20 protein-coding genes and 1 other annotated feature are annotated in these 21,248 nt (G+C 52.3%); of the genes, 12 read left to right on the forward strand and 8 right to left on the reverse strand.

The features are described from left to right. Position 1: 1 nt before the first annotated feature. The gene (locus OGV98_RS22815) at positions 2-334 is read right to left on the reverse strand and encodes a YceK/YidQ family lipoprotein (protein WP_003840607.1); all 333 of its coding nucleotides are present in this window, start codon (positions 332-334) and stop codon (positions 2-4) included. A gap of 238 nt (positions 335-572) precedes the next feature. After that, positions 573-645 (forward strand) — a sequence feature (ROSE (Repression Of Heat Shock gene Expression) occurs in the 5'-region of heat shock genes and acts as an RNA thermometer to modulate expression.). Here OGV98_RS22815 and ibpA point away from each other — a divergent pair. From ibpA to OGV98_RS22830, 3 genes are all read left to right on the forward strand, one after another. Beyond that, on the forward strand, positions 639-1,052 hold the full coding sequence (gene ibpA / locus OGV98_RS22820) for a small heat shock chaperone IbpA (RefSeq protein WP_003023882.1): 414 nt from the start codon (positions 639-641) through the stop codon (positions 1,050-1,052). Its footprint overlaps the feature before it by 7 nt. A gap of 92 nt (positions 1,053-1,144) precedes the next feature. Continuing rightward, positions 1,145-1,573: a small heat shock chaperone IbpB gene (ibpB, locus tag OGV98_RS22825; protein WP_003840609.1), complete on the forward strand. Its 429-nt coding sequence runs from the start codon at positions 1,145-1,147 to the stop codon at positions 1,571-1,573. 124 nt (positions 1,574-1,697) lie between these two features. Further along, positions 1,698-3,359: a putative transporter gene (locus tag OGV98_RS22830; RefSeq protein ID WP_003844438.1), complete on the forward strand. Its 1,662-nt coding sequence runs from the start codon at positions 1,698-1,700 to the stop codon at positions 3,357-3,359. A gap of 2 nt (positions 3,360-3,361) precedes the next feature. Here OGV98_RS22830 and OGV98_RS22835 read toward each other — a convergent pair whose 3' ends face one another. After that, positions 3,362-4,078, reverse strand: coding sequence for a GntR family transcriptional regulator (locus OGV98_RS22835; RefSeq protein ID WP_049000657.1), 717 nt, complete (start codon positions 4,076-4,078; stop codon positions 3,362-3,364). A 224-nt stretch (positions 4,079-4,302) separates the two neighbouring features. Here OGV98_RS22835 and OGV98_RS22840 point away from each other — a divergent pair, with 224 nt between their 5' ends. Then, positions 4,303-5,922: an alpha-glucoside-specific PTS transporter subunit IIBC gene (locus OGV98_RS22840; RefSeq protein WP_210943649.1), complete on the forward strand. Its 1,620-nt coding sequence runs from the start codon at positions 4,303-4,305 to the stop codon at positions 5,920-5,922. After that, entirely contained in the window at positions 5,919-7,241 is a 1,323-nt protein-coding gene (locus OGV98_RS22845; RefSeq protein WP_003840616.1) for a 6-phospho-alpha-glucosidase, read from the forward strand. The genes OGV98_RS22840 and OGV98_RS22845 overlap by 4 nt, the downstream gene beginning before the upstream one ends. On the opposite strand, the gene OGV98_RS22850 is transcribed toward OGV98_RS22845, so the two are convergent. Beyond that, positions 7,238-8,131 (reverse strand): AraC family transcriptional regulator, encoded by an 894-nt coding sequence (locus OGV98_RS22850; RefSeq protein ID WP_032941110.1) that lies wholly within the window; start codon positions 8,129-8,131, stop codon positions 7,238-7,240. The genes OGV98_RS22845 and OGV98_RS22850 overlap by 4 nt on opposite strands. Before the next feature lie 168 nt (positions 8,132-8,299). Here OGV98_RS22850 and OGV98_RS22855 point away from each other — a divergent pair, with 168 nt between their 5' ends. The 5 genes from OGV98_RS22855 to OGV98_RS22875 all read left to right on the forward strand — a co-directional run bounded on the left by OGV98_RS22855 (position 8,300) and on the right by OGV98_RS22875 (position 13,412). Continuing rightward, the gene (locus OGV98_RS22855; protein WP_032937290.1) at positions 8,300-10,015 is read left to right on the forward strand and encodes a solute:sodium symporter family transporter; all 1,716 of its coding nucleotides are present in this window, start codon (positions 8,300-8,302) and stop codon (positions 10,013-10,015) included. Next, on the forward strand, positions 10,012-11,505 hold the full coding sequence (locus tag OGV98_RS22860) for a sulfatase-like hydrolase/transferase (protein WP_210943650.1): 1,494 nt from the start codon (positions 10,012-10,014) through the stop codon (positions 11,503-11,505). The genes OGV98_RS22855 and OGV98_RS22860 overlap by 4 nt, the downstream gene beginning before the upstream one ends. 98 nt (positions 11,506-11,603) lie before the next feature. Then, the gene (locus tag OGV98_RS22865) at positions 11,604-11,951 is read left to right on the forward strand and encodes a YidH family protein (protein WP_003840625.1); all 348 of its coding nucleotides are present in this window, start codon (positions 11,604-11,606) and stop codon (positions 11,949-11,951) included. Beyond that, a complete protein-coding gene (locus OGV98_RS22870) occupies positions 11,941-12,303 on the forward strand; it encodes a DUF202 domain-containing protein (protein ID WP_003840628.1) in 363 nt (120 codons plus the stop codon). The genes OGV98_RS22865 and OGV98_RS22870 overlap by 11 nt, the downstream gene beginning before the upstream one ends. Positions 12,304-12,317: 14 nt before the next feature. Then, on the forward strand, positions 12,318-13,412 hold the full coding sequence (locus OGV98_RS22875; RefSeq protein WP_312036993.1) for an anaerobic sulfatase maturase: 1,095 nt from the start codon (positions 12,318-12,320) through the stop codon (positions 13,410-13,412). A 2-nt stretch (positions 13,413-13,414) separates the two neighbouring features. On the opposite strand, the gene dsdA is transcribed toward OGV98_RS22875, so the two are convergent. Together dsdA and dsdX are read right to left on the reverse strand one after the other, a co-directional pair. Next, entirely contained in the window at positions 13,415-14,737 is a 1,323-nt protein-coding gene (gene dsdA / locus OGV98_RS22880; RefSeq protein WP_106902619.1) for a D-serine ammonia-lyase, read from the reverse strand. A 17-nt stretch (positions 14,738-14,754) separates the two neighbouring features. Continuing rightward, positions 14,755-16,092, reverse strand: coding sequence for a D-serine transporter DsdX (dsdX, locus tag OGV98_RS22885; protein WP_202580905.1), 1,338 nt, complete (start codon positions 16,090-16,092; stop codon positions 14,755-14,757). Positions 16,093-16,321: 229 nt separating this feature from the next. Between dsdX and dsdC the strand changes: the two genes are divergently transcribed. Further along, positions 16,322-17,248: a DNA-binding transcriptional regulator DsdC gene (gene dsdC / locus OGV98_RS22890; protein WP_286552231.1), complete on the forward strand. Its 927-nt coding sequence runs from the start codon at positions 16,322-16,324 to the stop codon at positions 17,246-17,248. Between the two features lie 78 nt (positions 17,249-17,326). After that, complete coding sequence (locus tag OGV98_RS22895; RefSeq protein ID WP_202580906.1) at positions 17,327-18,409, forward strand: cellulase family glycosylhydrolase; 1,083 nt, start codon at positions 17,327-17,329, stop codon at positions 18,407-18,409. On the opposite strand, the gene emrD is transcribed toward OGV98_RS22895, so the two are convergent. The 3 genes from emrD to tisB all read right to left on the reverse strand — a co-directional run bounded on the left by emrD (position 18,336) and on the right by tisB (position 20,760). Further along, on the reverse strand, positions 18,336-19,520 hold the full coding sequence (gene emrD, locus OGV98_RS22900) for a multidrug efflux MFS transporter EmrD (protein WP_202580907.1): 1,185 nt from the start codon (positions 19,518-19,520) through the stop codon (positions 18,336-18,338). The two genes, OGV98_RS22895 and emrD, sit on opposite strands and share 74 nt — an antisense overlap. 193 nt (positions 19,521-19,713) lie before the next feature. After that, positions 19,714-20,547, reverse strand: coding sequence for an EamA family transporter (locus OGV98_RS22905; RefSeq protein ID WP_032937131.1), 834 nt, complete (start codon positions 20,545-20,547; stop codon positions 19,714-19,716). A 123-nt stretch (positions 20,548-20,670) separates the two neighbouring features. Further along, positions 20,671-20,760 carry a type I toxin-antitoxin system toxin TisB gene (gene tisB / locus OGV98_RS22910; protein WP_003840643.1) on the reverse strand — a complete coding sequence of 30 codons (90 nt, stop codon included), beginning with the start codon at positions 20,758-20,760 and terminating at the stop codon, positions 20,671-20,673. Positions 20,761-21,248 lie beyond the last annotated feature (488 nt).

Genomic DNA, 21,248 nt, shown 5'->3' on the forward strand with positions numbered 1-21,248 from the left:
CTTATGGAGCGGACATTTCTGCCGGGGGAATAACGGCGTTCGTGGCCTGGGTTCTCTCCTCGCTCTTTTCTACGCGGGATCTCACCGAGTTGTCTTTGCGAAAGAGATCCCACGGTAGCAATACCGTATCGAGCACCGCGGTGAAAGGCATATCCAGAATTGCCAGCGACTTGGTTCCCCAGTTCGTATCACTTTCGCTAATCATTGTGGCACTGGCTCGCGTGCCAGGATATGTCCCTTCTTTGCCACCGGTATGCGACATGATGCTAGAACAGCCGCTTACAAACGCTATCCCACTACACATCGTCAGTGTTACCAACATTTTTTTAATCATCATTTATTCATCTGTATTTATCGTGTTTGCATGGTGAGTTAAAGCGATCCGTTGCGAAAATAACATCACCATTTCGTCGCACTGTGGCGGCCATCGCGATTTAACGAGAACAACTGCTCCCCCCAGTGTATGCAATAGACAACAAACTGCAAAAAAAGTCAGATGAATACGCTTGAAAAGTTTGTATTAAGACCCATTTTTAGAGTGTAGACAAATGAAGGGCATGCCTGATGGGTGTCCTGGCTACCTGACCTGTCCATGATGGAAGGTCAATTATTCTCGCTGATTTCAGGAGCTATTAATTATGCGTAACTTTGATTTATCCCCGCTGTACCGTTCTGCTATTGGTTTTGACCGTCTGTTTAACCTGCTGGAAAACAATCAGGGCCAAAGCAATGGCGGCTACCCTCCGTACAACGTTGAGCTGGTAGACGAAAACCATTACCGCATTGCGATAGCCGTTGCTGGTTTTGCTGAAAGCGAATTGGAAATTACTGCCCAGGATAATCTGCTGGTGGTGAAAGGCGCCCATGCGGACGATCAAAAAGAACGTACTTACCTGTATCAGGGTATTGCCGAGCGCAACTTCGAACGTAAGTTCCAGTTAGCGGAGAACATTCATGTTCGCGGCGCAAACCTGGTAAATGGTCTGCTGTATATCGATCTTGAGCGCGTGATTCCTGAAGCGAATAAGCCGCGCCGCATCGAAATCAACTAATTCTATAGGCCGCTTCAGGCGGCCTTGCTAAGTCATCGGCTTGCCGTCAGGGAGCCGAAAGGTACCTACTCGCTTCTTAGAAGGAGATTATTATGCGTAACTACGATTTATCCCCACTGCTGCGTCAATGGATCGGTTTTGACAAACTGGCCAATGCTTTGCAAAACACCGGTGAAAGCCAGAGCTTCCCGCCTTATAACATCGAAAAGAGCGATGATAACCACTACCGCATTACCCTTGCGTTAGCCGGTTTCCGCCAGGAAGATTTGGATATTCAACTGGAAGGTACGCGCCTGACCGTGAAAGGTACGCCGCAGCAGCCGGAAAAAGAGACCAAATGGTTGCACCAGGGGCTGGTCATTCAGCCGTTCAGCCTGAGCTTTACGCTGGCTGAAAATATGGAGGTCTCCGGCGCAAGCTTCACTAACGGCTTGCTGCATATCGATTTGACCCGGAATGAACCTGAAGCCATTGCTCCACAACGTATCGCTATCAGCGAACGTCCCGCATTAAATAGTTAAATAGCTCCATGCCTTTGCCCCGCCAGAAATGACGGGGCTTTTTTGTGCTTTACCACCCATACATTGCGACTGTACTCTGCGAGAATCCATTTACTTAATGATGTTATTCACAGGGAACAAGATAATGAGTGATATAGCATTGACGGTCAGCGTTCTGGCATTAGTGGCAGTTGTCGGATTATGGATCGGCAACATAAAAATACGTGGTGTTGGTTTTGGCATCGGAGGCGTGCTGTTCGGCGGTATTATTGTCGGGCATTTTGTCGATCAGGCAGGGATGACCCTGAGCGGCGACATGCTGCATTTCATTCAGGAATTTGGCCTGATCCTGTTCGTCTACACCATCGGTATCCAGGTCGGACCGGGCTTTTTTGCGTCATTGCGCGTTTCGGGCCTGCGGCTGAATCTGTTTGCCGTGCTGATTGTCATCATGGGTGGCCTGGTCACCGCGATTCTGCATAAACTTTTTGCCATTCCTCTTCCCGTGGTACTGGGTATATTCTCCGGGGCGGTCACCAATACCCCAGCGTTGGGAGCCGGGCAGCAAATTCTGCGTGATCTGGGTACCCCTGGCGATGTGGTTGACCAGATGGGGATGAGCTATGCCATGGCTTATCCTTTCGGCATTTGCGGAATTTTACTCACCATGTGGCTGATGCGCCTTATTTTCCGCGTTAACGTCGATGCTGAAGCCCAGCAGCATGAATCCACGCTAACCAACGGGCACGCACTGATTCAGACGATGAACATCCGTGTGGAAAACCCAAACATCAACAATATGGCAATTCAGGATGTCCCGATTCTGAACAGCGACAAAATCATCTGCTCACGTCTGAAACGTGACGAGACATTGATGGTGCCGTCGCCAGGGACAGTTATCCAGATGGGCGACCTGCTACACCTGGTCGGGCAGCCAGCCGATCTGCACAACGCGCAGGTGGTGATTGGTCAGGAGGTGGACACATCGTTGTCGACGCGCGGGACTGATTTACGCGTTGAGCGCGTGGTGGTGACCAACGAACAAGTGCTGGGTAAACGTATCCGCGATCTGCACTTTAAAGAACGTTACGACGTGGTGATCTCCCGCCTGAACCGTGCGGGGGTTGAACTTGTAGCCAGCAGCGACGCTAGCCTGCAATTCGGGGACATCCTCAATCTGGTTGGGCGCCCTTCGTCGATTGACGCCGTTGCCAATGTTGTTGGTAACGCGCAGCAAAAACTGCAGCAGGTGCAGATGCTGCCGGTATTTATCGGTATCGGACTGGGTGTTCTGCTGGGGTCAATCCCGCTGTTTATCCCGGGTTTCCCGGTGGCGTTAAAGCTGGGGCTGGCCGGTGGGCCGCTGATTATGGCTTTGATTCTTGGACGTATTGGCAGCATCGGTAAGCTGTACTGGTTTATGCCTCCCAGCGCTAACCTGGCGCTGCGAGAGTTGGGTATCGTACTGTTTCTCGCGGTGGTTGGTCTGAAGTCAGGCGGTGATTTTGTTCATACCCTGACGCAGGGCGATGGTCTGAGCTGGGTGGGCTACGGTATTTTCATTACCGCGATTCCGCTCATTACCGTGGGCTTGCTGGCGCGGATATTCGCCAAAATGAACTATCTGACGCTGTGCGGCATGCTGGCCGGCTCAATGACCGATCCTCCTGCGCTGGCGTTTGCTAACAACCTGCATGCCACCAGCGGGGCGGCAGCGCTCTCCTACGCCACCGTTTATCCGCTGGTCATGTTCCTGAGGATTATCACCCCGCAATTGCTGGCGGTGCTCTTCTGGGGAATGGGTTAGCGTCAGGACGGGTCCGGGTGGACACGCCGTAAGTGGTAGTCCACCTGGTATTCGCTGGCGTTTCTGAACATGACTGAATAATTTAGAAATTCCCCGCTATCACTGTATGACAACGAGGTAATGCGTAATAACGGCGTCTGTTCAGGTACGTTCATCTGTGCGGAGAGCTGCTTATCGGCAAGAACGGGGGTCAGACTTTCATAGTTGCCGCTGATTGTTATCCCGCACTCTTTCTCAATGTAATCGAATTTTGACCCTTCCAGATGTGCCAGTGACAGATTACGGAATAATTTTACCGGCATGTAGCTGTCTTCAAGCATCAGCGGTTTGCCATCCACATAGCGAACACGGCGTGAGAAGTGGATACGTTCATTAATCTGGATACGCAGCTGACTGGCAATTGCCGGTGGTGCGGGCATTACTTCAAAAACCAGTACCTCACTGGTGACTTCTTTTCCCTGTCTCTTCAGCACTTCCGCCAGTCCGGTTAGATTGGTGGTTTCATGATGGACATCTTTGCGTGCTACATAAGTTCCACTCCCATGACGGCGTACGACCAATCCCCAGCCAATTAACATATCAATTGCTTTACGGATCGTCATTCGTGACACCGCAAACTCTTCGGCAAGCTTTTTTTCGCCAGGTAGCGGGCTACCGATGTTGTAATCAGAAGAATTCAGGCGAATTCGTAGTCGTTCCGCAATTGATTTGTAGATCACTACCAGACCTCTTTTTTCTTTTAATCACCGCACCATAGACCTTTTGATGTCTAACTTTTACGTGAAAAGTAGACCTCATTGTCGAAATTAAAACCATGAAAGCGATCACGAATCGTAGCGGCATACCATGTCCGGAGGATCGCAACTTTCTATTCTCGTATCAGGCCAGCAATGACGAAAAAAAAGGCCTCTCTCCCTACTGGTTGTTCTATGAGGATGTGAAAATGCTCAGTCAAATACAACGCTTTGGCGGCGCGATGTTCACCCCGGTGCTGCTGTTTCCCTTTGCTGGTATCGTCGTGGGTATCGCTATTATGTTGCGCAATCCGCTCTTTGTGGGCGAAGCGCTTACCGATCCCAACAGTTTGTTCGCCCAAATCGTTCATATCATCGAAGAAGGTGGCTGGACGGTATTTCGTAATATGCCGCTGATTTTCGCCGTTGGCCTGCCTATTGGTCTGGCAAAACAGGCTCAGGGCCGCGCTTGTCTGGCGGTATTGGTCAGTTTCCTGACGTGGAATTACTTCATCAATGCCATGGGTATGACATGGGGACATTTCTTCGGCGTGGATTTTAGCGCAGACCCGACTGCTGGTAGTGGTTTAACGATGATGGCTGGAATTAAAACGCTTGATACCAGCATCATCGGCGCAATTGTCATTTCCGGTATTGTTACTGCTCTACATAACCGTTATTTCGATAAACCCTTGCCAGTATTTCTCGGTATTTTTCAGGGGACATCGTTTGTGGTGATCATTGCCTTCCTGGTGATGATTCCCTGCGCCTGGCTGACGCTGCTGGGTTGGCCAAAGGTGCAAATGGGGATTGAATCTCTGCAAGCTTTTCTGCGTTCTGCAGGTGCGCTGGGGGTATGGGTGTATACCTTCCTGGAGCGTATTTTAATTCCGACCGGGCTGCATCACTTCGTCTATGGGCCATTTATTTTCGGCCCTGCCGCGGTGGAAGGCGGCATCCAGGTCTATTGGGCGCAACATTTGCAGGAATTCAGCCAAAGTACTGAGTCGTTGAAAACGCTGTTCCCTGAAGGTGGGTTTGCCCTGCACGGCAACTCGAAAATCTTTGGTTCATTGGGCATTGCTCTGGCGCTCTACTTCACCGCCTCCCCGGAAAACCGGGTGAAGGTGGCGGGACTATTGATCCCCGCTACGCTAACGGCTGTGCTGGTTGGGATTACCGAACCGCTGGAGTTTACCTTCCTGTTTATCTCTCCCTTATTGTTTGCTGTACATGCCGTGCTGGCGGCTTCCATGGCGACGGTAATGTATCTCTGCGGCGTGGTAGGCAACATGGGCGGCGGTCTGCTTGATCAGTTCTTACCGCAAAACTGGATCCCAATGTTCCACAACCATGCCGGAATGATGTTCACCCAGATAGCGATTGGTCTGGCCTTTACCGTGCTCTATTTCGCCATCTTCCGCGCCCTGATCCTGCGCTTCAACCTGAAAACGCCAGGGCGAGAAGACAGCGAAATCAAACTCTATACCAAAGCTGATTACAAAACTGCTCGTGGGAAAACCACCGCCGCATCGCCGGAGACCAAACTGGGTCAGGCTGCGGGTTTTCTACAGGCGTTAGGCGGCGCAAGCAATATCGAGAGTATTAATAACTGCGCTACTCGCCTGCGTATTGCGCTTCACGACATGGCGAAAACTCAAAGCGATGACGTCTTCAAAGCGTTGGGCGCGCACGGTGTTGTGCGCCGCGGCAACGGTATTCAGGTCATTGTTGGTTTGCACGTTCCTCAGGTACGCGAGCAGCTCGAAACGCTAATGAAATCTTCTTTATCAAACGAACAGATCCCCATGACGGAGGCAGTATCATGAAAAAATTCTCAGTGGTTATCGCAGGTGGCGGTAGTACCTTTACGCCGGGTATCGTGCTGATGTTGCTGGCAAATCAGGACCGTTTCCCGCTTCGTGCGCTGAAATTTTATGACAACGATGGCGCTCGCCAGGAAGTGATTGCTGAGGCATGTAAAATCATCCTCAAAGAACAGGCACCGGAAATTGAGTTTAGTTACACCACCGATCCTAAAGCAGCATTTACCGATGTCGATTTCGTGATGGCGCATATCCGAGTGGGTAAATACCCAATGCGCGAACAAGATGAAAAAATCCCATTACGTCACGGGGTGTTAGGTCAGGAAACTTGCGGGCCGGGTGGGATTGCCTACGGAATGCGTTCTATTGGCGGCGTGCTGGAACTGGTGGATTATATGGAAAAATATTCACCAAACGCCTGGATGCTTAACTATTCCAATCCGGCGGCAATTGTTGCTGAAGCCACGCGTCGGCTGCGTCCAAATGCGAAAATCCTCAATATTTGCGATATGCCTATCGGTATTGAAGGGCGGATGGCACAGATCGTTGGCCTTAAAGACCGCAAACAGATGCGTGTGCGTTACTATGGACTGAACCACTTCGGCTGGTGGACATCGATTGAAGATCTGCAGGGTAACGATCTGATGCCGAAGCTGCGCGAATATGTGGCGCAGTATGGTTATGTTCCTCCGTCAAACGACCCGCACACAGAAGCAAGCTGGAACGATACCTTTGCGAAGGCAAAAGATGTACAGGCGCTGGATCCAGATACCATGCCGAATACATATCTGAAATACTATTTATTCCCGGATTACGTGGTGCAGCACTCTGATCCGCAGCGCACGCGCGCCAATGAGGTGATGGACCACCGTGAAAAACAGGTGTTCGGTTCCTGCCGCGCAATCATTGAGGCGGGCAATTCTGCCGCTGGTGAGCTGGAGATTGACGAACATGCTTCTTACATTGTCGATCTGGCGGCGGCTATTGCCTTTAATACTCAGGAAAGAATGTTGCTGATTGTGCCGAACAACGGGGCCATTCATAACTTTGATGATGAAGCGATGGTCGAGATCCCATGCCTGGTAGGGCATAACGGCCCGGAACCGTTGACGGTGGGTGATATACCTCAGTTCCAGAAAGGGCTGATGAGCCAGCAGGTAGCGGTTGAGAAGTTGGTGGTTGATGCCTGGGAGCACAGTTCTTATCAGCGTTTGTGGCAGGCTATCACCTTGTCGAAAACCGTACCGAGCGCATCTGTGGCAAAAGCGATTCTTGATGATTTGATCGAGGCCAACAAAGCGTACTGGCCAGAATTGCACTAATCCTGTTGACCGGCATCCTTTGGGTGCCGGTCCGCATGTTTCAATACCGCCGACGGTGCATAGCCAAATTTGTGTTTAAAAGCTTTGCTGAAATGAAACGAGTCAAAAAAGTTAAGCATATCTGCCACCTGTCCGACCGTATTTCCCTCCTGTTTTAGCAGTGACAGCGCCAGTTCCAGCCGGGCATCGAGATAGTATTCTTTTGGCGTTTTTCCGGTATAACGTAAAAACAGACGGCGTAGCCAGGCTTCGCTACAGGGAATGGTGGCTGCCATATCCGCTACGCTCCAGCGTTTTTGCAGGCTGGCATGCAGAGTGGCAATCAGTTTTTCAATTTGCATCCGTTGTGGGTCTTTTTTACCTTCAGCGTAAATAAGACAAATCCATTGATAAATTATTTTTGTGAGAAAGGCGACGGCCAGATTATTTATCATTGAGTCTGAGGAAGTAATTAATTGTGAAACTTCAGCCAGCTCCTGATTATAAATATCACCATTATAAATAATGCTTTGTTGGCGTAGCGGAATATCCATTACGCTGGTTGGCGTGAACTCCATCCAGTATTGTTCCCATACCAACCCTTCGCAATGATAAGACTGTATATCGGTTGGTTTTAAAAAGATTATACAGTTTCCGGTGAGAGTAATGTGTTCGCCACCTTTTAGCAGGATTTTTCCACAACCCTGGACGGTATAGACAGCAACCCATGAATTAGCTATCAGTGGCTTTTTCTTATCGCGCGGCCAAATAACCCGGTAATGTTCGTCGGCATAGGTATGCCACAGCGAGATCAATGAAATTCCGCTTGAGATCACATTTTCGTTAATCAACAGGGGAATATTGTACGTAGTTTCGTTTTTTACATGCGAACTTTGCATCTTTCCATTCATTTTAATTTCCCGCCGGAGAATTATGCCCACAACCTGAACTTAACAGAAAAAATCCGTTCAGGGATATGACGTTTTTATTTTAAGAAATCTGACTGCCTGACCCGGTGCGCAATACCTCCTGTTACACCCTACAGCTACCGGGACATAATGAAAAAAAAGGGCTATGAGATGAATACGCTACAAATTTTAAGCTTTGTGGGCTTTACGCTGCTGGTGGCGGTAATCACCTGGTGGAAGTTACGCAAAGCGGATACCGGTTCGCAGCAGGGATATTTTCTGGCGGGACGTTCGTTAAAAGCGCCGGTGATTGCCGCATCGCTGATGCTAACCAATCTCTCCACGGAACAACTGGTAGGACTTACCGGCCAGGCTTACCGCAGCGGAATGTCGGTAATGGCCTGGGAAGTGATTTCAGCGATCCCACTTATTTTTCTGGCGCTGATTTTTTTACCGCGTTATCTGCAACGCGGCATCGCTACCATCCCGGATTTTATTGAAGAGCGCTATGACAAAACCACCCGCATCATCATCGACTGCTGTTTTTTGATCGCCACAGGGATTTGTTTCCTGCCGATCATTTTGTACTCCGGCGCACTCGCCTTTAACAGTATGTTTCATGTCACTGAAACTTTTGGTATTTCCCAGCATACCGCAATTTGGCTGATGGCGGTGGTTCTGGGGATAAGTGGTATTTTGTACGCCGTGGTCGGCGGAATGCGGGCGATTGCCATTGCGGATGTCATCAACGGTATTGGTTTGGTGATTGGCGGTCTGATGGTACCGCTGTTCGGTTTAATGGCAATGGGTAAAGGCAGTCTGAGCGAAGGCATTACGCGTTTAACCCAGGATCACAGCCAGATGCTGAACTCGATTGGCGGAAGTCACGACCCGGTACCTATCGGCGCGGCGCTGACCGGGCTTATTCTGGTGAATACTTTCTACTGGTGTACCAATCAGGGGATTGTTCAACGTACTTTGGCGTCAAAAAGTCTGTCGGAAGGACAAAAAGGAGCATTATTAACGGCAGTGCTGAAGATGCTGGATCCGTTGATTCTGGTATTGCCGGGCGTTATCGCCTTTCACCTTTTCCAGGATCTGCCAAAAGCAGATATGGCTTACCCAGCGCTGGTAAACAAAGTGATGCCGTTGCCGCTGATCGGTTTTTTCAGCGCGGTGCTGTTCGGTGCGATCATCAGCGCATTTTGCGGTTTCCTCAACAGCGCTTCGACGCTGTTCAGTCTCGGCATTTATCGTCGGTTGATTAACGAGCAGGCCAGTCCCGACAAGTTGGTCAGCATTGGCCGCCGCTTTGGGTTTATCGTCGCGGTGATCTCTGTGCTGGTCGCGCCGTGGATTGCTTATGCGCCGCAGGGGCTTTACAGCTGGATGAAGCAGCTCAACGGGATCTACAACGTTCCGCTGGTAACCATCGTGATCATGGGATTTTTCTTTCCGCGCATCCCCGCGCTGGCTGCGAAGGTGGCGATGGGGCTGGGTATCGTCAGCTATATCACCATCAACTATTTGGTGAAATTCGACTTTCACTTCCTCTACGTACTGGCCTGCACTTTCTGCATCAATGTGGCGGTCATGCTGGTTATCGGTGCCATCAAGCCGCGTGCCACGCCGTTTAAATTCCATGACGCCTTCGCGGTAGACATGAAACCGTGGAAAAACGTGAAAATCGCCTCTGTTGGCGTCCTGTTTGCGATGATTGGCGTTTATTCCGGTCTGGCGCAGTTTGGTGGCTACAACTCTCGCTGGCTGACGATCCTCAGCTACGCCATTACGGTGGCAGTCGCAATTTATTTGATTTACAGCAGTTGGCAGACGCGGCGTAACGCGACTGCACAATGTGTCCATGACGCTAAGGATGAAGCATGACCCGGCCCAATTTTCTGTTCATTATGACCGATACCCAGGCGACCAATATGGTCGGCTGCTACAGCGGTAAGCCGCTGAACACCAATAATATTGATAGTCTGGCAGCGGAAGGTATTCGCTTTAACTCTGCCTATACCTGTTCACCGGTCTGTACCCCAGCCCGCGCGGGGCTGTTTACCGGGATTTATGCCAACCAGTCCGGGCCGTGGACCAATAATGTCGCGCCGGGGAAAAATATCTCCACCATGGGGCGCTATTTTAAAGATGCGGGCTATCACACGTGCTACATCGGCAAGTGGCATCTCGACGGACATGACTACTTTGGGACCGGCGAATGTCCGCCCGAGTGGGATGTTGATTACTGGTATGACGGAGCCAATTACCTCGCGGAACTGACTGACGCAGAGATCGGTTTGTGGCGTAACGGGCTCAATAGCGTGGAGGATCTGTTAGCCAACAATATCGATGAAACCTTTACCTGGGCGCACCGCATCAGTAACCGGGCGGTCGATTTCCTCCATCAGCCTGCGCGTGCCGAGGAACCGTTCCTGATGGTTGTTTCCTATGATGAGCCGCACCATCCGTTTACCTGTCCGGTCGAGTATTTGCAGAAATATCAGGATTTTTATTACGATCTCGGTGCGAAAGCCCACGATGCTTTGCATGATAAGCCCGAGCACCATCGTCTATGGTCGCAAGCCATGCCATCCCCGGTTGGCGATGACGGGCACTATCACCATCCGCTCTATTTTGCCTGCAACGACTTTGTTGATGATCAGATAGGTAGGGTGATCAATGCCTTAACGCCGCAACAGCGAGAGAATACCTGGGTCATTTATACCTCCGATCATGGTGAGATGATGGGGGCGCATAAGCTCATCAGTAAAGGGGCCGCGATGTATGACGATATCACACGAATTCCACTGATTATGCGCCCGCCGCAGGGAGAGTCTATGCAGGTAGACACGCCGGTCAGCCATATCGATCTGCTGCCGACGATGATGGCGCTGGCGGGTATTGAGAAGCCGCAAATCCTGCCGGGTGAAAACATTCTTGCCGTTGAAAAGCCGCGCGGTGTGATGGTGGAGTTCAACCGTTATGAGATTGAACATGACAGTTTTGGCGGATTTATTCCGGTACGCTGCTGGGTGACGGACGACTGGAAACTGGTATTAAATCTGTTTACCAGCGATGAGCTTTACGACAGGCGTAACGATCCTGATGAGCTACACAATCTGATTGATTCGCCACAATTGGCCGACGTTCGTTGCCAGATGCACGACGCGCTGCTGGACTACATGGATAAAATCCGCGATCCGTTCCGCACTTATCAATGGAGTTTGCGTCCGTGGCGACCTGATGCCGCACCGCGCTGGATGGGCGCTTTTCGCCCGCGCCCTGAAGACGGCTATTCTCCGGTAGTACGCGATTACGACACCGGTTTACCGACCCGGGGCGTAAAAGTGGAAGAGAAAAAGCAGAAGTTCTGACTACAATGCCAGTTGGCGCAAATATCCTTATTTGCACTTACTTGTAGGCCGGATAAGGCGCGAGCCACCATCCGGCAATGACAACCAGAGGAGTTTGGATGAAGATTTCCCGCCTTGGTGAAGCGCCGGATTACCGCTTCTCGTTGGCAAATGAACGTACTTTTCTGGCGTGGATCCGCACCTCGCTGGGGTTTCTGGCGGCGGGTGTGGGTCTTGACCAACTGGCCCCGGATTTTGCCACGCCGGTAATCCGTGAGTTGCTGGCGCTGTTGTTGTGCCTGTTTGCCGGTGGCCTGGCGATTTATGGTTACCTGCGCTGGCTGCGCAATGAAAAGGCAATGCGTCTGAAAGAGGACTTGCCGTACACCCATAGCCTGTTAATCATCAGCCTGATTTTGATGATCGTCGCGGTGATTGTCATGGGACTGGTACTGTATGCCGGATAGCCGTAAATCGCGACGGATCGCCGATCCAGGGTTACAACCGGAACGTACCTCGCTGGCCTGGTTTCGCACGTTGTTGGGCTATGGCGCGTTAATGGCGCTGGCGCTAAAGCACAACTGGCATCAGACGGGGTTCCTGTTTTGGGTTTCAATTGTAGTGCTGGCGCTGGTGGCAATCGTTCTCTGGCGTTATACCCGTAGCCGCAACCTGATGGATGTCAGTCATAGCGATTTTTCTGAATCTCATGCGGTGCGTGACAAATTTATGATCTCCCTCGCGGTGTTATCCCTCGCAATACTGTTTGCTGTAGCGCATGTCCGCCAACTTATGGCATTTATCGGGAATTTAGCATGACAGGATGTCAGGTCATGGCCAAGCCGGCCAGCTCTCGTTGTAATCTCGATTGTCGCTACTGTTTTTACATTGAGAAACCCACTCAACCCGCAATGGATGACGCTACCTTAGAGACGTTTATTCGCCAACATATCGTTGCGCAGCCGGGGCCAGAAGTGATGTTCGCTTGGCAGGGCGGTGAGCCGACTCTTTGTGGCATAGACTTTTTTCGCCGCGTGGTGGCGTTGCAAAAACAGTACGGAGAAGGGAAGCAAATCCATAACGCTTTCCAGACCAACGGAATTTTGCTCAATGACGAATGGTGTCAGTTTTTACGCGATAACGGCTGGCTGGTTGGGATTTCCCTGGATGGCCCGGCCGAGTTGCATGATGCTTATCGCGTTAACCGCAGCGGAAAACCGACGCACCATAAGGTGGTGGAGGCCATTGCCAGACTTCGTGAGTATCAGGTGGAGTTCAATCTGTTGGTGGTGATTAACCGCCTGAACAGCCAGCAGCCCGGACAAATGTATCGTTACCTTCGCCAGTGCGGCACGCCGTTTTTGCAGTTCATTCCGCTGGTTGAATATGATGAAAAAGGCGAGCTTACCGCCGACTCGGTCCCGCCGCAGGCATGGGGAACCTTTCTGAATTCCGTCTTTGATATCTGGGTCAGAGAAGATATTGGCCGTGTATTCGTCCAGTTATTCGATTCAACCCTCGGGGTATGGTGCGGGCATCCGGCGCAGATGTGTTCGCTAAGCTCCACCTGCGGGCATGCTTTTGCCCTGGAAGCGAATGGCGATTTGTATCAGTGCGATCACTATGTCTACCCTGATTATCGCCTGGGTAATATTCATCACACCTCGCTGAGTGAGCTCAATGCCAGCTCTCGAGCTGCGGAGTTTGGTCAGGCCAAGAGAACCACGCTGAGTGCGGAATGTCAGGCGTGTTCACTGCTGCGTTTTTGCCACGGCGACTGCCCTAAGCACCGTGGCAGAAATGGAAAGAGTGCGATTTGCGGTGGATACAGCGCTTTTTTCAATCATACCGCGCCGCATATGCGAGTTATGCGCGATCTCATTAAGCAGCATCGCTCACCGATGGAGCTGATGGCGATGCTGCGCTGAGATTAGCGCCCTTTCGCCAGGTATTGCGCCATCTCGGTTTCCGGCACCATGCCGCCGCCGGTTGCCCACACCAGATGGGTGGCGTTATTGAGCTGATCCGCGCTGAAGCCATGCATCTGCTGGTAATCCGTGGAGGCGCAAACGTGCTGAGGGCCAGCCATGCCTGCCAGCGCCGACGGCTCAAGACGAATGCCTTCTTCCTGCGCCAGCCAGCCCAGCATATCGTACATTGTCTGATCGTCCAGGGTGTACAGACCGTCGAGCAGACGCTCCATCGCCCGGCCAACAAAGCCCGAGGCGCGACCCACCGCCAGCCCATCCGCCGCCGTCAGGTTGTCGATACCGATGTCCTGTACGGAAATGGTATCGTGCAGCCCGGTGTAAATCCCCAGCAGCATGCACGGTGAATGAGTCGGTTCAGCGAAGAAGCAGTGCACGTTATCGCCGAATGCCAGCTTCAGGCCAAATGCCACGCCGCCAGGGCCGCCACCGACGCCGCAAGGCAGGTAAACAAACAGTGGATGGTCTGAATCCACCGTGCGTCCCTGCTGCGCAAACTGCGCTTTCAGACGCTGACCGGCGACCGCATAGCCTAAAAATAGCGTGCGGGAATTTTCATCATCGATAAAGAAGCAGTTCGGATCGGACTGCGCCGCCTTACGACCTTGTTCAACCGCCACGCCGTAATCTTCTTCGTACTCCACCACCGTCACGCCGTGGCTGCGTAGCCTGGCTTTTTTCCACGCGCGGGCGTCGGCAGACATATGCACCGTGACGTTAAAGCCGATGCGGGCGCTCATGATGCCAATCGACATGCCGAGGTTGCCGGTGGAGCCAACCGCGATGCTGTACTGGCTGAAAAACTGTTTGAACTCCGGCGAAAGCAGAACGCGGTAATCGTCTTTGGTGGTCAGCAGACCGGCTTCCAACGCCAGTTTTTCCGCATGGGTCAGTACTTCATAAATGCCGCCACGCGCTTTAATCGAACCTGAAATCGGCAAATGGCTGTCTTTCTTCAGCAGGACTTCGCCGTTAATGTGCTGCCCGAACTCTTTTTCCAACCGTTTTTGCATGGCAGGGATTGCGGCCAGCTCAGATTCGATAATGCCCCCAGTGGCGGCAGTTTCCGGGAAGGCCAGCGCCAGATACGGTGCGAAGCGCGTCAGACGCGCGTGGGCATCCTCAACATCGTGTGCTGTCAGGCCAACATACGGTAAACCTTCCGCAAGAGAGGTGGTGCCAGGGTTAAACCAGGTTGTCTCTTTCAGAGCCACCAGATCTTCCACTAAAGGATGCTGGGCGATAAGTGTTTGAATGTTTTCCATAGTCAGTCTCTTCGCGCTTAGATAATAAAGGAAAGCAGGAATGTGCAAGCCAGTGCAATAACGGACGCGATAAATGTCGCGGTCGTATAGTATTTGAACGTTTCATTCAGGGTGGCGCCGCAATACTGCTTCACCAGCCAGAACAGGGAATCGGTGACGATCGTGCAGCCAATAGCGCCGGAACCGATGGCAATGGCGATGATCTCCGGGCTTACGTTAGGGTAGAGTGGCAGCATCGGTGCCACGATTGCCGTTGCGCCCATCATCGCCACCGTGGCAGAGCCTACCGCCGCATGCAGAATAAGAGCGACCAGCCACGCCAGTAGAATCGGGTGCATATGCATGTTTGAGAGGATCAGCGCCAGAGTATCCGCCAGCCCGCTGCTCTTGAGAATAGCGTTGAATGCGCCGCCTGCGCCGATAATCAGCAAAATGTTAGCAATCGAGCCAAAACCGTTTTCGGTGTGGGTCAGCAGCGCACCCATGCCAATGTGCTGACGCAGGCCGAGAATGTAATAGGCTACGAAAACGGCGATAAACATCGCGGTGATCGGGTTACCAATAAACTCCAACAGCGTATACAGCGTACTGCCTTTCGCCATGTTCAGCTCAGCGACGGTTTTGACCAGCATCAGGCCAATCGGCAGCAGTACGGTAAACAGCGTCGCGCCCAGCGATGGCAGCGTGCTTTCATCACGCACTTTCAGGTCGGAAAACTCAGCCGGTACTGGTTTAAATGGCAGACGGTTACCGAGGAATTTCAGGTACAGCGGCCCACCGACAAGCGAGGCCATTAAACCCACCAGTAAGCCGTAGACAATTACGGTGCCAATGTCCGCGCCCAGCTTATTCGCCACGAACAGGGCGGCCGGATGCGGAGGTACGACGCAGTGTACCGCCATCAGCGCCGTACACAGAGGAATCGCCAGCTTCAGTAATGAGGTATTGGTTTTTTTAGCAATCGAAAAGGCCAGTGGAATCAACAGCACCACGCCGACCTCAACGAACAGCGTGATCCCGCAAATCAGCCCGACCAGCACCATAATGACATCCGCTGAAATCCAGCGGCAGCGCTGCAGCGTCAGACCGATGCGTTCGGCCGCGCCGGACACTTCCATCATTTTGCCCAGAATGGTCCCAAGGCCGATAACCGCCGCGAGGAAGCCCAGCGTACCGCCGATGCCGCTCTCAATGGCATTGACCATATCCAGCGGCCCCATCCCCATCATCGTACCCACGAAGAAACTGGCTAACAGCAGCGCCAGAAACGGGTGGAATTTGAACTTCACGATGGTCAAAACGATTAACACGATGCTTATCAGCAGCGTGCTCACAACCCAGATTTGAGAGTGCATAGCTCACCTTGCCCTGTGATTAATATAAGGTTATTGGACAAAAATAAGGCACCGTCTGACAAACGATATAAATCTCCTTTCACATGAGCCAGATTGCATCAAGTGAGTGATTTACGTCTAATTACGCTATGTTTATGCGATATGGTTCACCTTGATTCATCTTTATGCTGATTTTTGCAGCGAAGTTTTTTACACTCCGGCGAATGAATCAGGAGGACAGGAGGTGAGTTTGGATCCCCTACGCGAGGTCAGAAACCGGCTGCTCAATGGCTGGCAGTTGTCAAAGCTGTATACTTTTGAAGTGGCGGCCCGGCATCAGTCGTTTGCGCTGGCGGCAGATGAGCTGTCGTTAAGCCCCAGCGCCGTCAGCCATCGCATTAATCAACTGGAAGATGAGCTGGGCATTCAGCTGTTTGTCCGTTCGCACCGTAAAGTGGAACTTACCCACGAGGGTAAGCGGGTGTTCTGGGCGCTGAAATCGTCGCTGGATACGCTGAATCAGGAAATCCTCGATATTAAAAATCAGGAGTTGTCCGGGACGCTCACCGTCTACTCTCGACCTTCTATCGCCCAGTGCTGGCTGGTTCCGGCGCTCGGTGACTTTACCCGTCGCTACCCGTCAATTTCACTGACCATCCTGACCGGCAACGACAACGTCAATCTGCAGCGTGCCGGGGTCGATCTGGCTATCTATTTTGACGATGCGCCCTCCGCGCAGCTTACGCACCACTTCCTGATGGATGAAGAGATCCTACCGGTATGCAGCCCGGACTACACTCGCCGCCATGACCTTACCGGTTCGTTAGTGAATTTGCCGCACTGCACCTTGCTGCACGACAGACAGGCATGGAGTAACGACTCAGGAACCGATGAATGGCACAGCTGGGCGCAGCATTTTACGGCGAATTTGCCGACATCATCGGGGATTGGTTTCGATCGTTCTGATTTAGCGGTAATTGCCGCCATGAACCATATCGGCGTGGCGATGGGCCGAAAGCGTCTGGTGCAAAAACGTCTCGACAGTGGAGAACTGGTCGCGCCTTTTGGCGATATGGCGCTGAAATGCCATCAGCATTACTACATCACCACGCTGCCCGGCAGGCAGTGGCCGAAAATCGAGGCGTTTATTAGCTGGCTTCAGGAGCAGGTAAAATAAGCGGACCGCGAATATTTTTTACGCTTTCTCTCTACACGGAAAGTGAAAAAGCGTGCTAAATACGTGATATCACTCCTGATGATTTGCGTAAGGACGACCGTGTTAAAGCCGATTGTTTCCCTTTTACTGTTGGCCAGCGCCACCGTGTGTGCCGCGCAACCTGCGCTGACGGCGGCGCAGTATGCACAGCAGCTTGGCGTTGGGATGGACGTAGATTGGGCGCGCACCGATCGGGGTATCCGTGAATTCGATCCGCTGGTAGTGCGGGACTACAAGGCGAAAGGGTTGGCCCACGTACGCATTCGCGTAGCGGGCGAGCCTACGGAGGCGCGGCTGATTCATCTGCGCAAGCTGGTGGAAGCCTGTGAGCAGTTTGGCGTGATCCCGATCATTGCCTATCAGGCAGACGAATATAAAAAAGACCCCAGCGCCGGGAACGAAAAAGAGGTGGTTAACTGGTGGGTGGCGGTGGCGCATTACTTTGGTCAACGCTCGCCGTTGCTGGGTTTTGACCTGATCTACGACCCCTCTGATAAACTCAACCATAATCAGGCGTCGCTCAATCGCGTGTATGACAAAACCATTCGAACCATCCATGCCATCGATTCACAGCGAATGATTTTTATCGCGCCGAAACTGCATGCCGCTCCGGAAGATTTGGCCAACCTAAAGCTGCCGCCGCAAAGTCAGAATACGGTGCTGGCCCAATGGCATATTTTTCCGTGGGGACCGCTGAAAAATAACGGCAAATATCCGTGGACCTCAGGGACTGCGGCAGAAAAGGCCGCCATTCGCGCCCGTATCAATACCGCCATTCATTGGCAGCAGAAAACCGGGCATGTCAGTTGGGTAGGGGGCTGGTCGCCGGGAGAAACCATCAGAAACGCGCCTTCTGCCTCGCAAATGGCGTTTGCCCGCTTTATGGCGTGCGAGCTGAAAAAAGCGAAAATTCCCTATGCTATCAATGCGGATACGCAGTTCTATGATGGTGAGGAGGGGGCCTGGCGTCCGGCGCTGGAGCCGTTGCTGACGACGATGATCGCGCCAGAATGCGAAAAGCCCGGCGATATGCCGGGCCATCATACGCTTAAACCGCCTGTCCCTGATGCGATACGCGTGACGCCAGCGGAAGCCAGCAAACAAAAATCAACAGCCCCATAAGGGTCATCAGCAGACCCAGACTGGCTTGCCCGGTTTGCGGCAGCATGGCAGAGAACCATGCCAGCACGCCGGAACCAATGTTCTGTAATCCTCCAACCAGCGCGCCAGCCGTGCCTGCCAGGAACGGGAAAGGCTCCATAGCACCGCTGGTTGCCAGCGGAAACAACATTCCGGCGCCGAAGAAAAATAGTGCGGCAGGAACCAGCAGCGTCCAGACGTTCATCACGTCAAACAGCCCTGGGATCCACATCATTAAACCCGCTACCAGACAGCAGGTCACCGACTGCCACATTAGCGTCGAGAAACGCTTATTCGGGCGACCGGCGAACCATGCGCCGAAAAACGCCGCCGGGATGGGCAGAATAAACAGGATACTGACAACCATGCTGCTTAGACCGAGCCGTGCGCCCAATAATACTCCGGAGCAGGCTTCGAAGACCGCAACGCCCGCCAGACCGCCGATCAACATCAGCACGTAACAGGTGAAAGCGCTATTACCAAACAGGGTTTTGTAGCTGGCGATCAGCCGTGGACGCGGCGCACCTGCAGGGCGCGTTTCCGGCATCCAGCGTGCCATGCTAAACGTCACGCCCGCACACAGAATCAACAGAAAAATATAGCAGGCGCGCCAGTTCCACACTGTATCCAGCACACCGCCAATCAGCGGAGCTAACAGCGGACTGACCAGAATCCCCATATTTAACAGACTATTGGCGTGGCGCAGTTGCGTGCCTTCGTACAGATCGCGCGGTAACGTTCGCGCCATCACACCGCCGACGCCCGTTCCCATCCCCTGGATGGCACTGGCGATAATCAGTACCGTCAGGCTATGCGTGGTAATCGCGACCAGCGTGGCCAGCATAAAAATAGACATCCCGGCGAGGATAACCGGGCGGCGGCCAACGCGGTCTGAAAGGGGACCGTAAATCAGTTGTGATAGACCATAGGTCAACAGATAGGCGGCCATTACGCTTTGCACCGCCCCTTCGCGAACGTTCAGTTCACGCGCCATATCAGCAATCGCGGGGATATAAATGGTTTGCGCCATCTGACCTACCGCCACCAGTAATACCAACATCAACAACAAATTGACGCTTCTATGCCTTTTCATTTCGCTGATTACTTTTAAAAAAGAGAAAAAAGAAGAATAAGGTGCTGCACTTTCCCGTAAATGCGCGTGGAATCTACCACAACAGAAAAAGAAGGCCAGATAGTGGGCTGGAATGTTTATGTGATGGACGGCAGGAAATGTAAACAAAAAGCGGCAACAAATGTTGCCGGATTGCATCGGGTTTACAACGCGATCATGATAAGCGTAGTAAAACTGCGCCTACGGCAATACCTGCAGCCGCGACAAGACGTATTCCGGCAACCTTCTCTTTCAGTAGCAGCCACGCGAGCAGCGCGCCAAACAGGATAGAGGTTTCACGCAGTGCCGCGACTACCGCCAACGGAGCCTGGGTCATGGCCCACAGCGCCAGGCCGTAAGAACCCATTGTGCCAATGCCACCAAGAATACCTTTTTTCCACTGCTGTACCAGATAACGTGACGCTTCCCGGCGTCTGGCGATCATCGCCCAGCCCAGCAGGCAGGAGCCGTTCAGAAAGAAGGTCCACAGCGTGTAGCCCAGCGTGGTTTCTGATAAACGTACGCCGGTGCCATCAACCAGCGTATAACCGGCGATAAAGCAGGCGTTAATGAGCGCCAGGATAATCCCGCGTTGCGAACCGCTGCGTCCGTTAAATGCCATCCCGAGAATAGCCAGACAGATGGTGGCAATCCCCACCCAGGCGAGTAGCGAAAGGCTATCGCCAAGAAACAGGACGCTGATAATCGCGACCAGCAGTGGCGCTGTGCCGCGCATCAGAGGATAGGTCTGGCTCATATCCGAAACCTGATAGGTTTTAGCGACCAGGACGGTATAGACCACCTGTAATGCGGTTGAGACAGCCAAAAACGGCAGGCTGGCGGCAGAGGGTTGCGGCGCAAAGGGTAAACAAATCAGCGCCATAATCGCAGCGGTTCCGCTGACGCTGATCGCCGAGTACAGCTTGTCGTTTCCCGCTTTTACGATGGCATTCCAGCTGGCATGCAGCAGTGCGGCGAACAGCAAAATGCAGAAAACAGAAAGCGTCATGGCGGAATTCTTCCCTGAGGATGTCATAAAAACGTAACATATTGACGCGATACAAGCACCAGGGAGAAGGTGAAAGGGGAGCGGAGTGTTATCCGCCCCCCTTAGGTGCGACTTGAATCTGAATTACTTAATGTATTTCAGAACGGCATCAAGGAGTTGCAGTGCTGCAACAATGAGTTTGAGGATAAGAATAGCGATATCCACGAGGCTCATACGCTCTCCTTTTGGTACAAGGAGCACGGTGCTGACGTACCTCGCCGCTGCCTGTTGCCAGCACCTTTGTTGACATAACACAGTGTGCTCACGCGGGGGTTAAGGCGCTGACGGCACCACCCGTTTCAGCCAGGACTTTGATGCGCCGGTTTACGATGCGGCCCCCGCATAACACATTGCGTACCGAGACATTATAGATAAATACTGTATAAATTAACAGTATTTTATGGACGTTACGCTATTCATGTTCCATACTCAAAAACATCAAAATTCGTGCCGAAATTGCGTGTTCTTCGTAGAACGCGTATACTTTTTTCGTTGACATAACACAGTGTGTTCGGCGGCTACCAACCGCACAACGCTGAAAAAACCTCGCTCCGGCGGGGTTTTTTGTTTTTGCACGACATACAATTAAATGTGATCGTTGAAGCATTTTTGTGCAGATGAAAATTTTTCCATTGTCACGCTGAAAAACCTGTGTTTGTATA

The organism is Citrobacter sp. Cf136, assembly GCF_030333815.1.
Classification (GTDB): domain Bacteria; phylum Pseudomonadota; class Gammaproteobacteria; order Enterobacterales; family Enterobacteriaceae; genus Citrobacter; species Citrobacter freundii.

What these genes read in the sequence shown, in the direction of transcription:
- OGV98_RS22815 (WP_003840607.1), bottom strand. Translation starts at nt 334, where the DNA reads ATGATTAAAAAAATGTTGGTAACACTGACGATGTGTAGTGGGATAGCG.
- ibpA (WP_003023882.1), top strand. Translation starts at nt 639, where the DNA reads ATGCGTAACTTTGATTTATCCCCGCTGTACCGTTCTGCTATTGGTTTT.
- ibpB (WP_003840609.1), top strand. Translation starts at nt 1,145, where the DNA reads ATGCGTAACTACGATTTATCCCCACTGCTGCGTCAATGGATCGGTTTT.
- OGV98_RS22830 (WP_003844438.1), top strand. Translation starts at nt 1,698, where the DNA reads ATGAGTGATATAGCATTGACGGTCAGCGTTCTGGCATTAGTGGCAGTT.
- OGV98_RS22840 (WP_210943649.1), top strand. Translation starts at nt 4,303, where the DNA reads ATGCTCAGTCAAATACAACGCTTTGGCGGCGCGATGTTCACCCCGGTG.
- OGV98_RS22845 (WP_003840616.1), top strand. Translation starts at nt 5,919, where the DNA reads ATGAAAAAATTCTCAGTGGTTATCGCAGGTGGCGGTAGTACCTTTACG.
- OGV98_RS22850 (WP_032941110.1), bottom strand. Translation starts at nt 8,131, where the DNA reads ATGAATGGAAAGATGCAAAGTTCGCATGTAAAAAACGAAACTACGTAC.
- OGV98_RS22855 (WP_032937290.1), top strand. Translation starts at nt 8,300, where the DNA reads ATGAATACGCTACAAATTTTAAGCTTTGTGGGCTTTACGCTGCTGGTG.
- OGV98_RS22860 (WP_210943650.1), top strand. Translation starts at nt 10,012, where the DNA reads ATGACCCGGCCCAATTTTCTGTTCATTATGACCGATACCCAGGCGACC.
- OGV98_RS22865 (WP_003840625.1), top strand. Translation starts at nt 11,604, where the DNA reads ATGAAGATTTCCCGCCTTGGTGAAGCGCCGGATTACCGCTTCTCGTTG.
- OGV98_RS22870 (WP_003840628.1), top strand. Translation starts at nt 11,941, where the DNA reads ATGCCGGATAGCCGTAAATCGCGACGGATCGCCGATCCAGGGTTACAA.
- OGV98_RS22875 (WP_312036993.1), top strand. Translation starts at nt 12,318, where the DNA reads ATGGCCAAGCCGGCCAGCTCTCGTTGTAATCTCGATTGTCGCTACTGT.
- dsdA (WP_106902619.1), bottom strand. Translation starts at nt 14,737, where the DNA reads ATGGAAAACATTCAAACACTTATCGCCCAGCATCCTTTAGTGGAAGAT.
- dsdX (WP_202580905.1), bottom strand. Translation starts at nt 16,092, where the DNA reads ATGCACTCTCAAATCTGGGTTGTGAGCACGCTGCTGATAAGCATCGTG.
- OGV98_RS22895 (WP_202580906.1), top strand. Translation starts at nt 17,327, where the DNA reads ATGATTTGCGTAAGGACGACCGTGTTAAAGCCGATTGTTTCCCTTTTA.
- emrD (WP_202580907.1), bottom strand. Translation starts at nt 19,520, where the DNA reads ATGAAAAGGCATAGAAGCGTCAATTTGTTGTTGATGTTGGTATTACTG.
- OGV98_RS22905 (WP_032937131.1), bottom strand. Translation starts at nt 20,547, where the DNA reads ATGACGCTTTCTGTTTTCTGCATTTTGCTGTTCGCCGCACTGCTGCAT.
- tisB (WP_003840643.1), bottom strand. Translation starts at nt 20,760, where the DNA reads ATGAGCCTCGTGGATATCGCTATTCTTATCCTCAAACTCATTGTTGCA.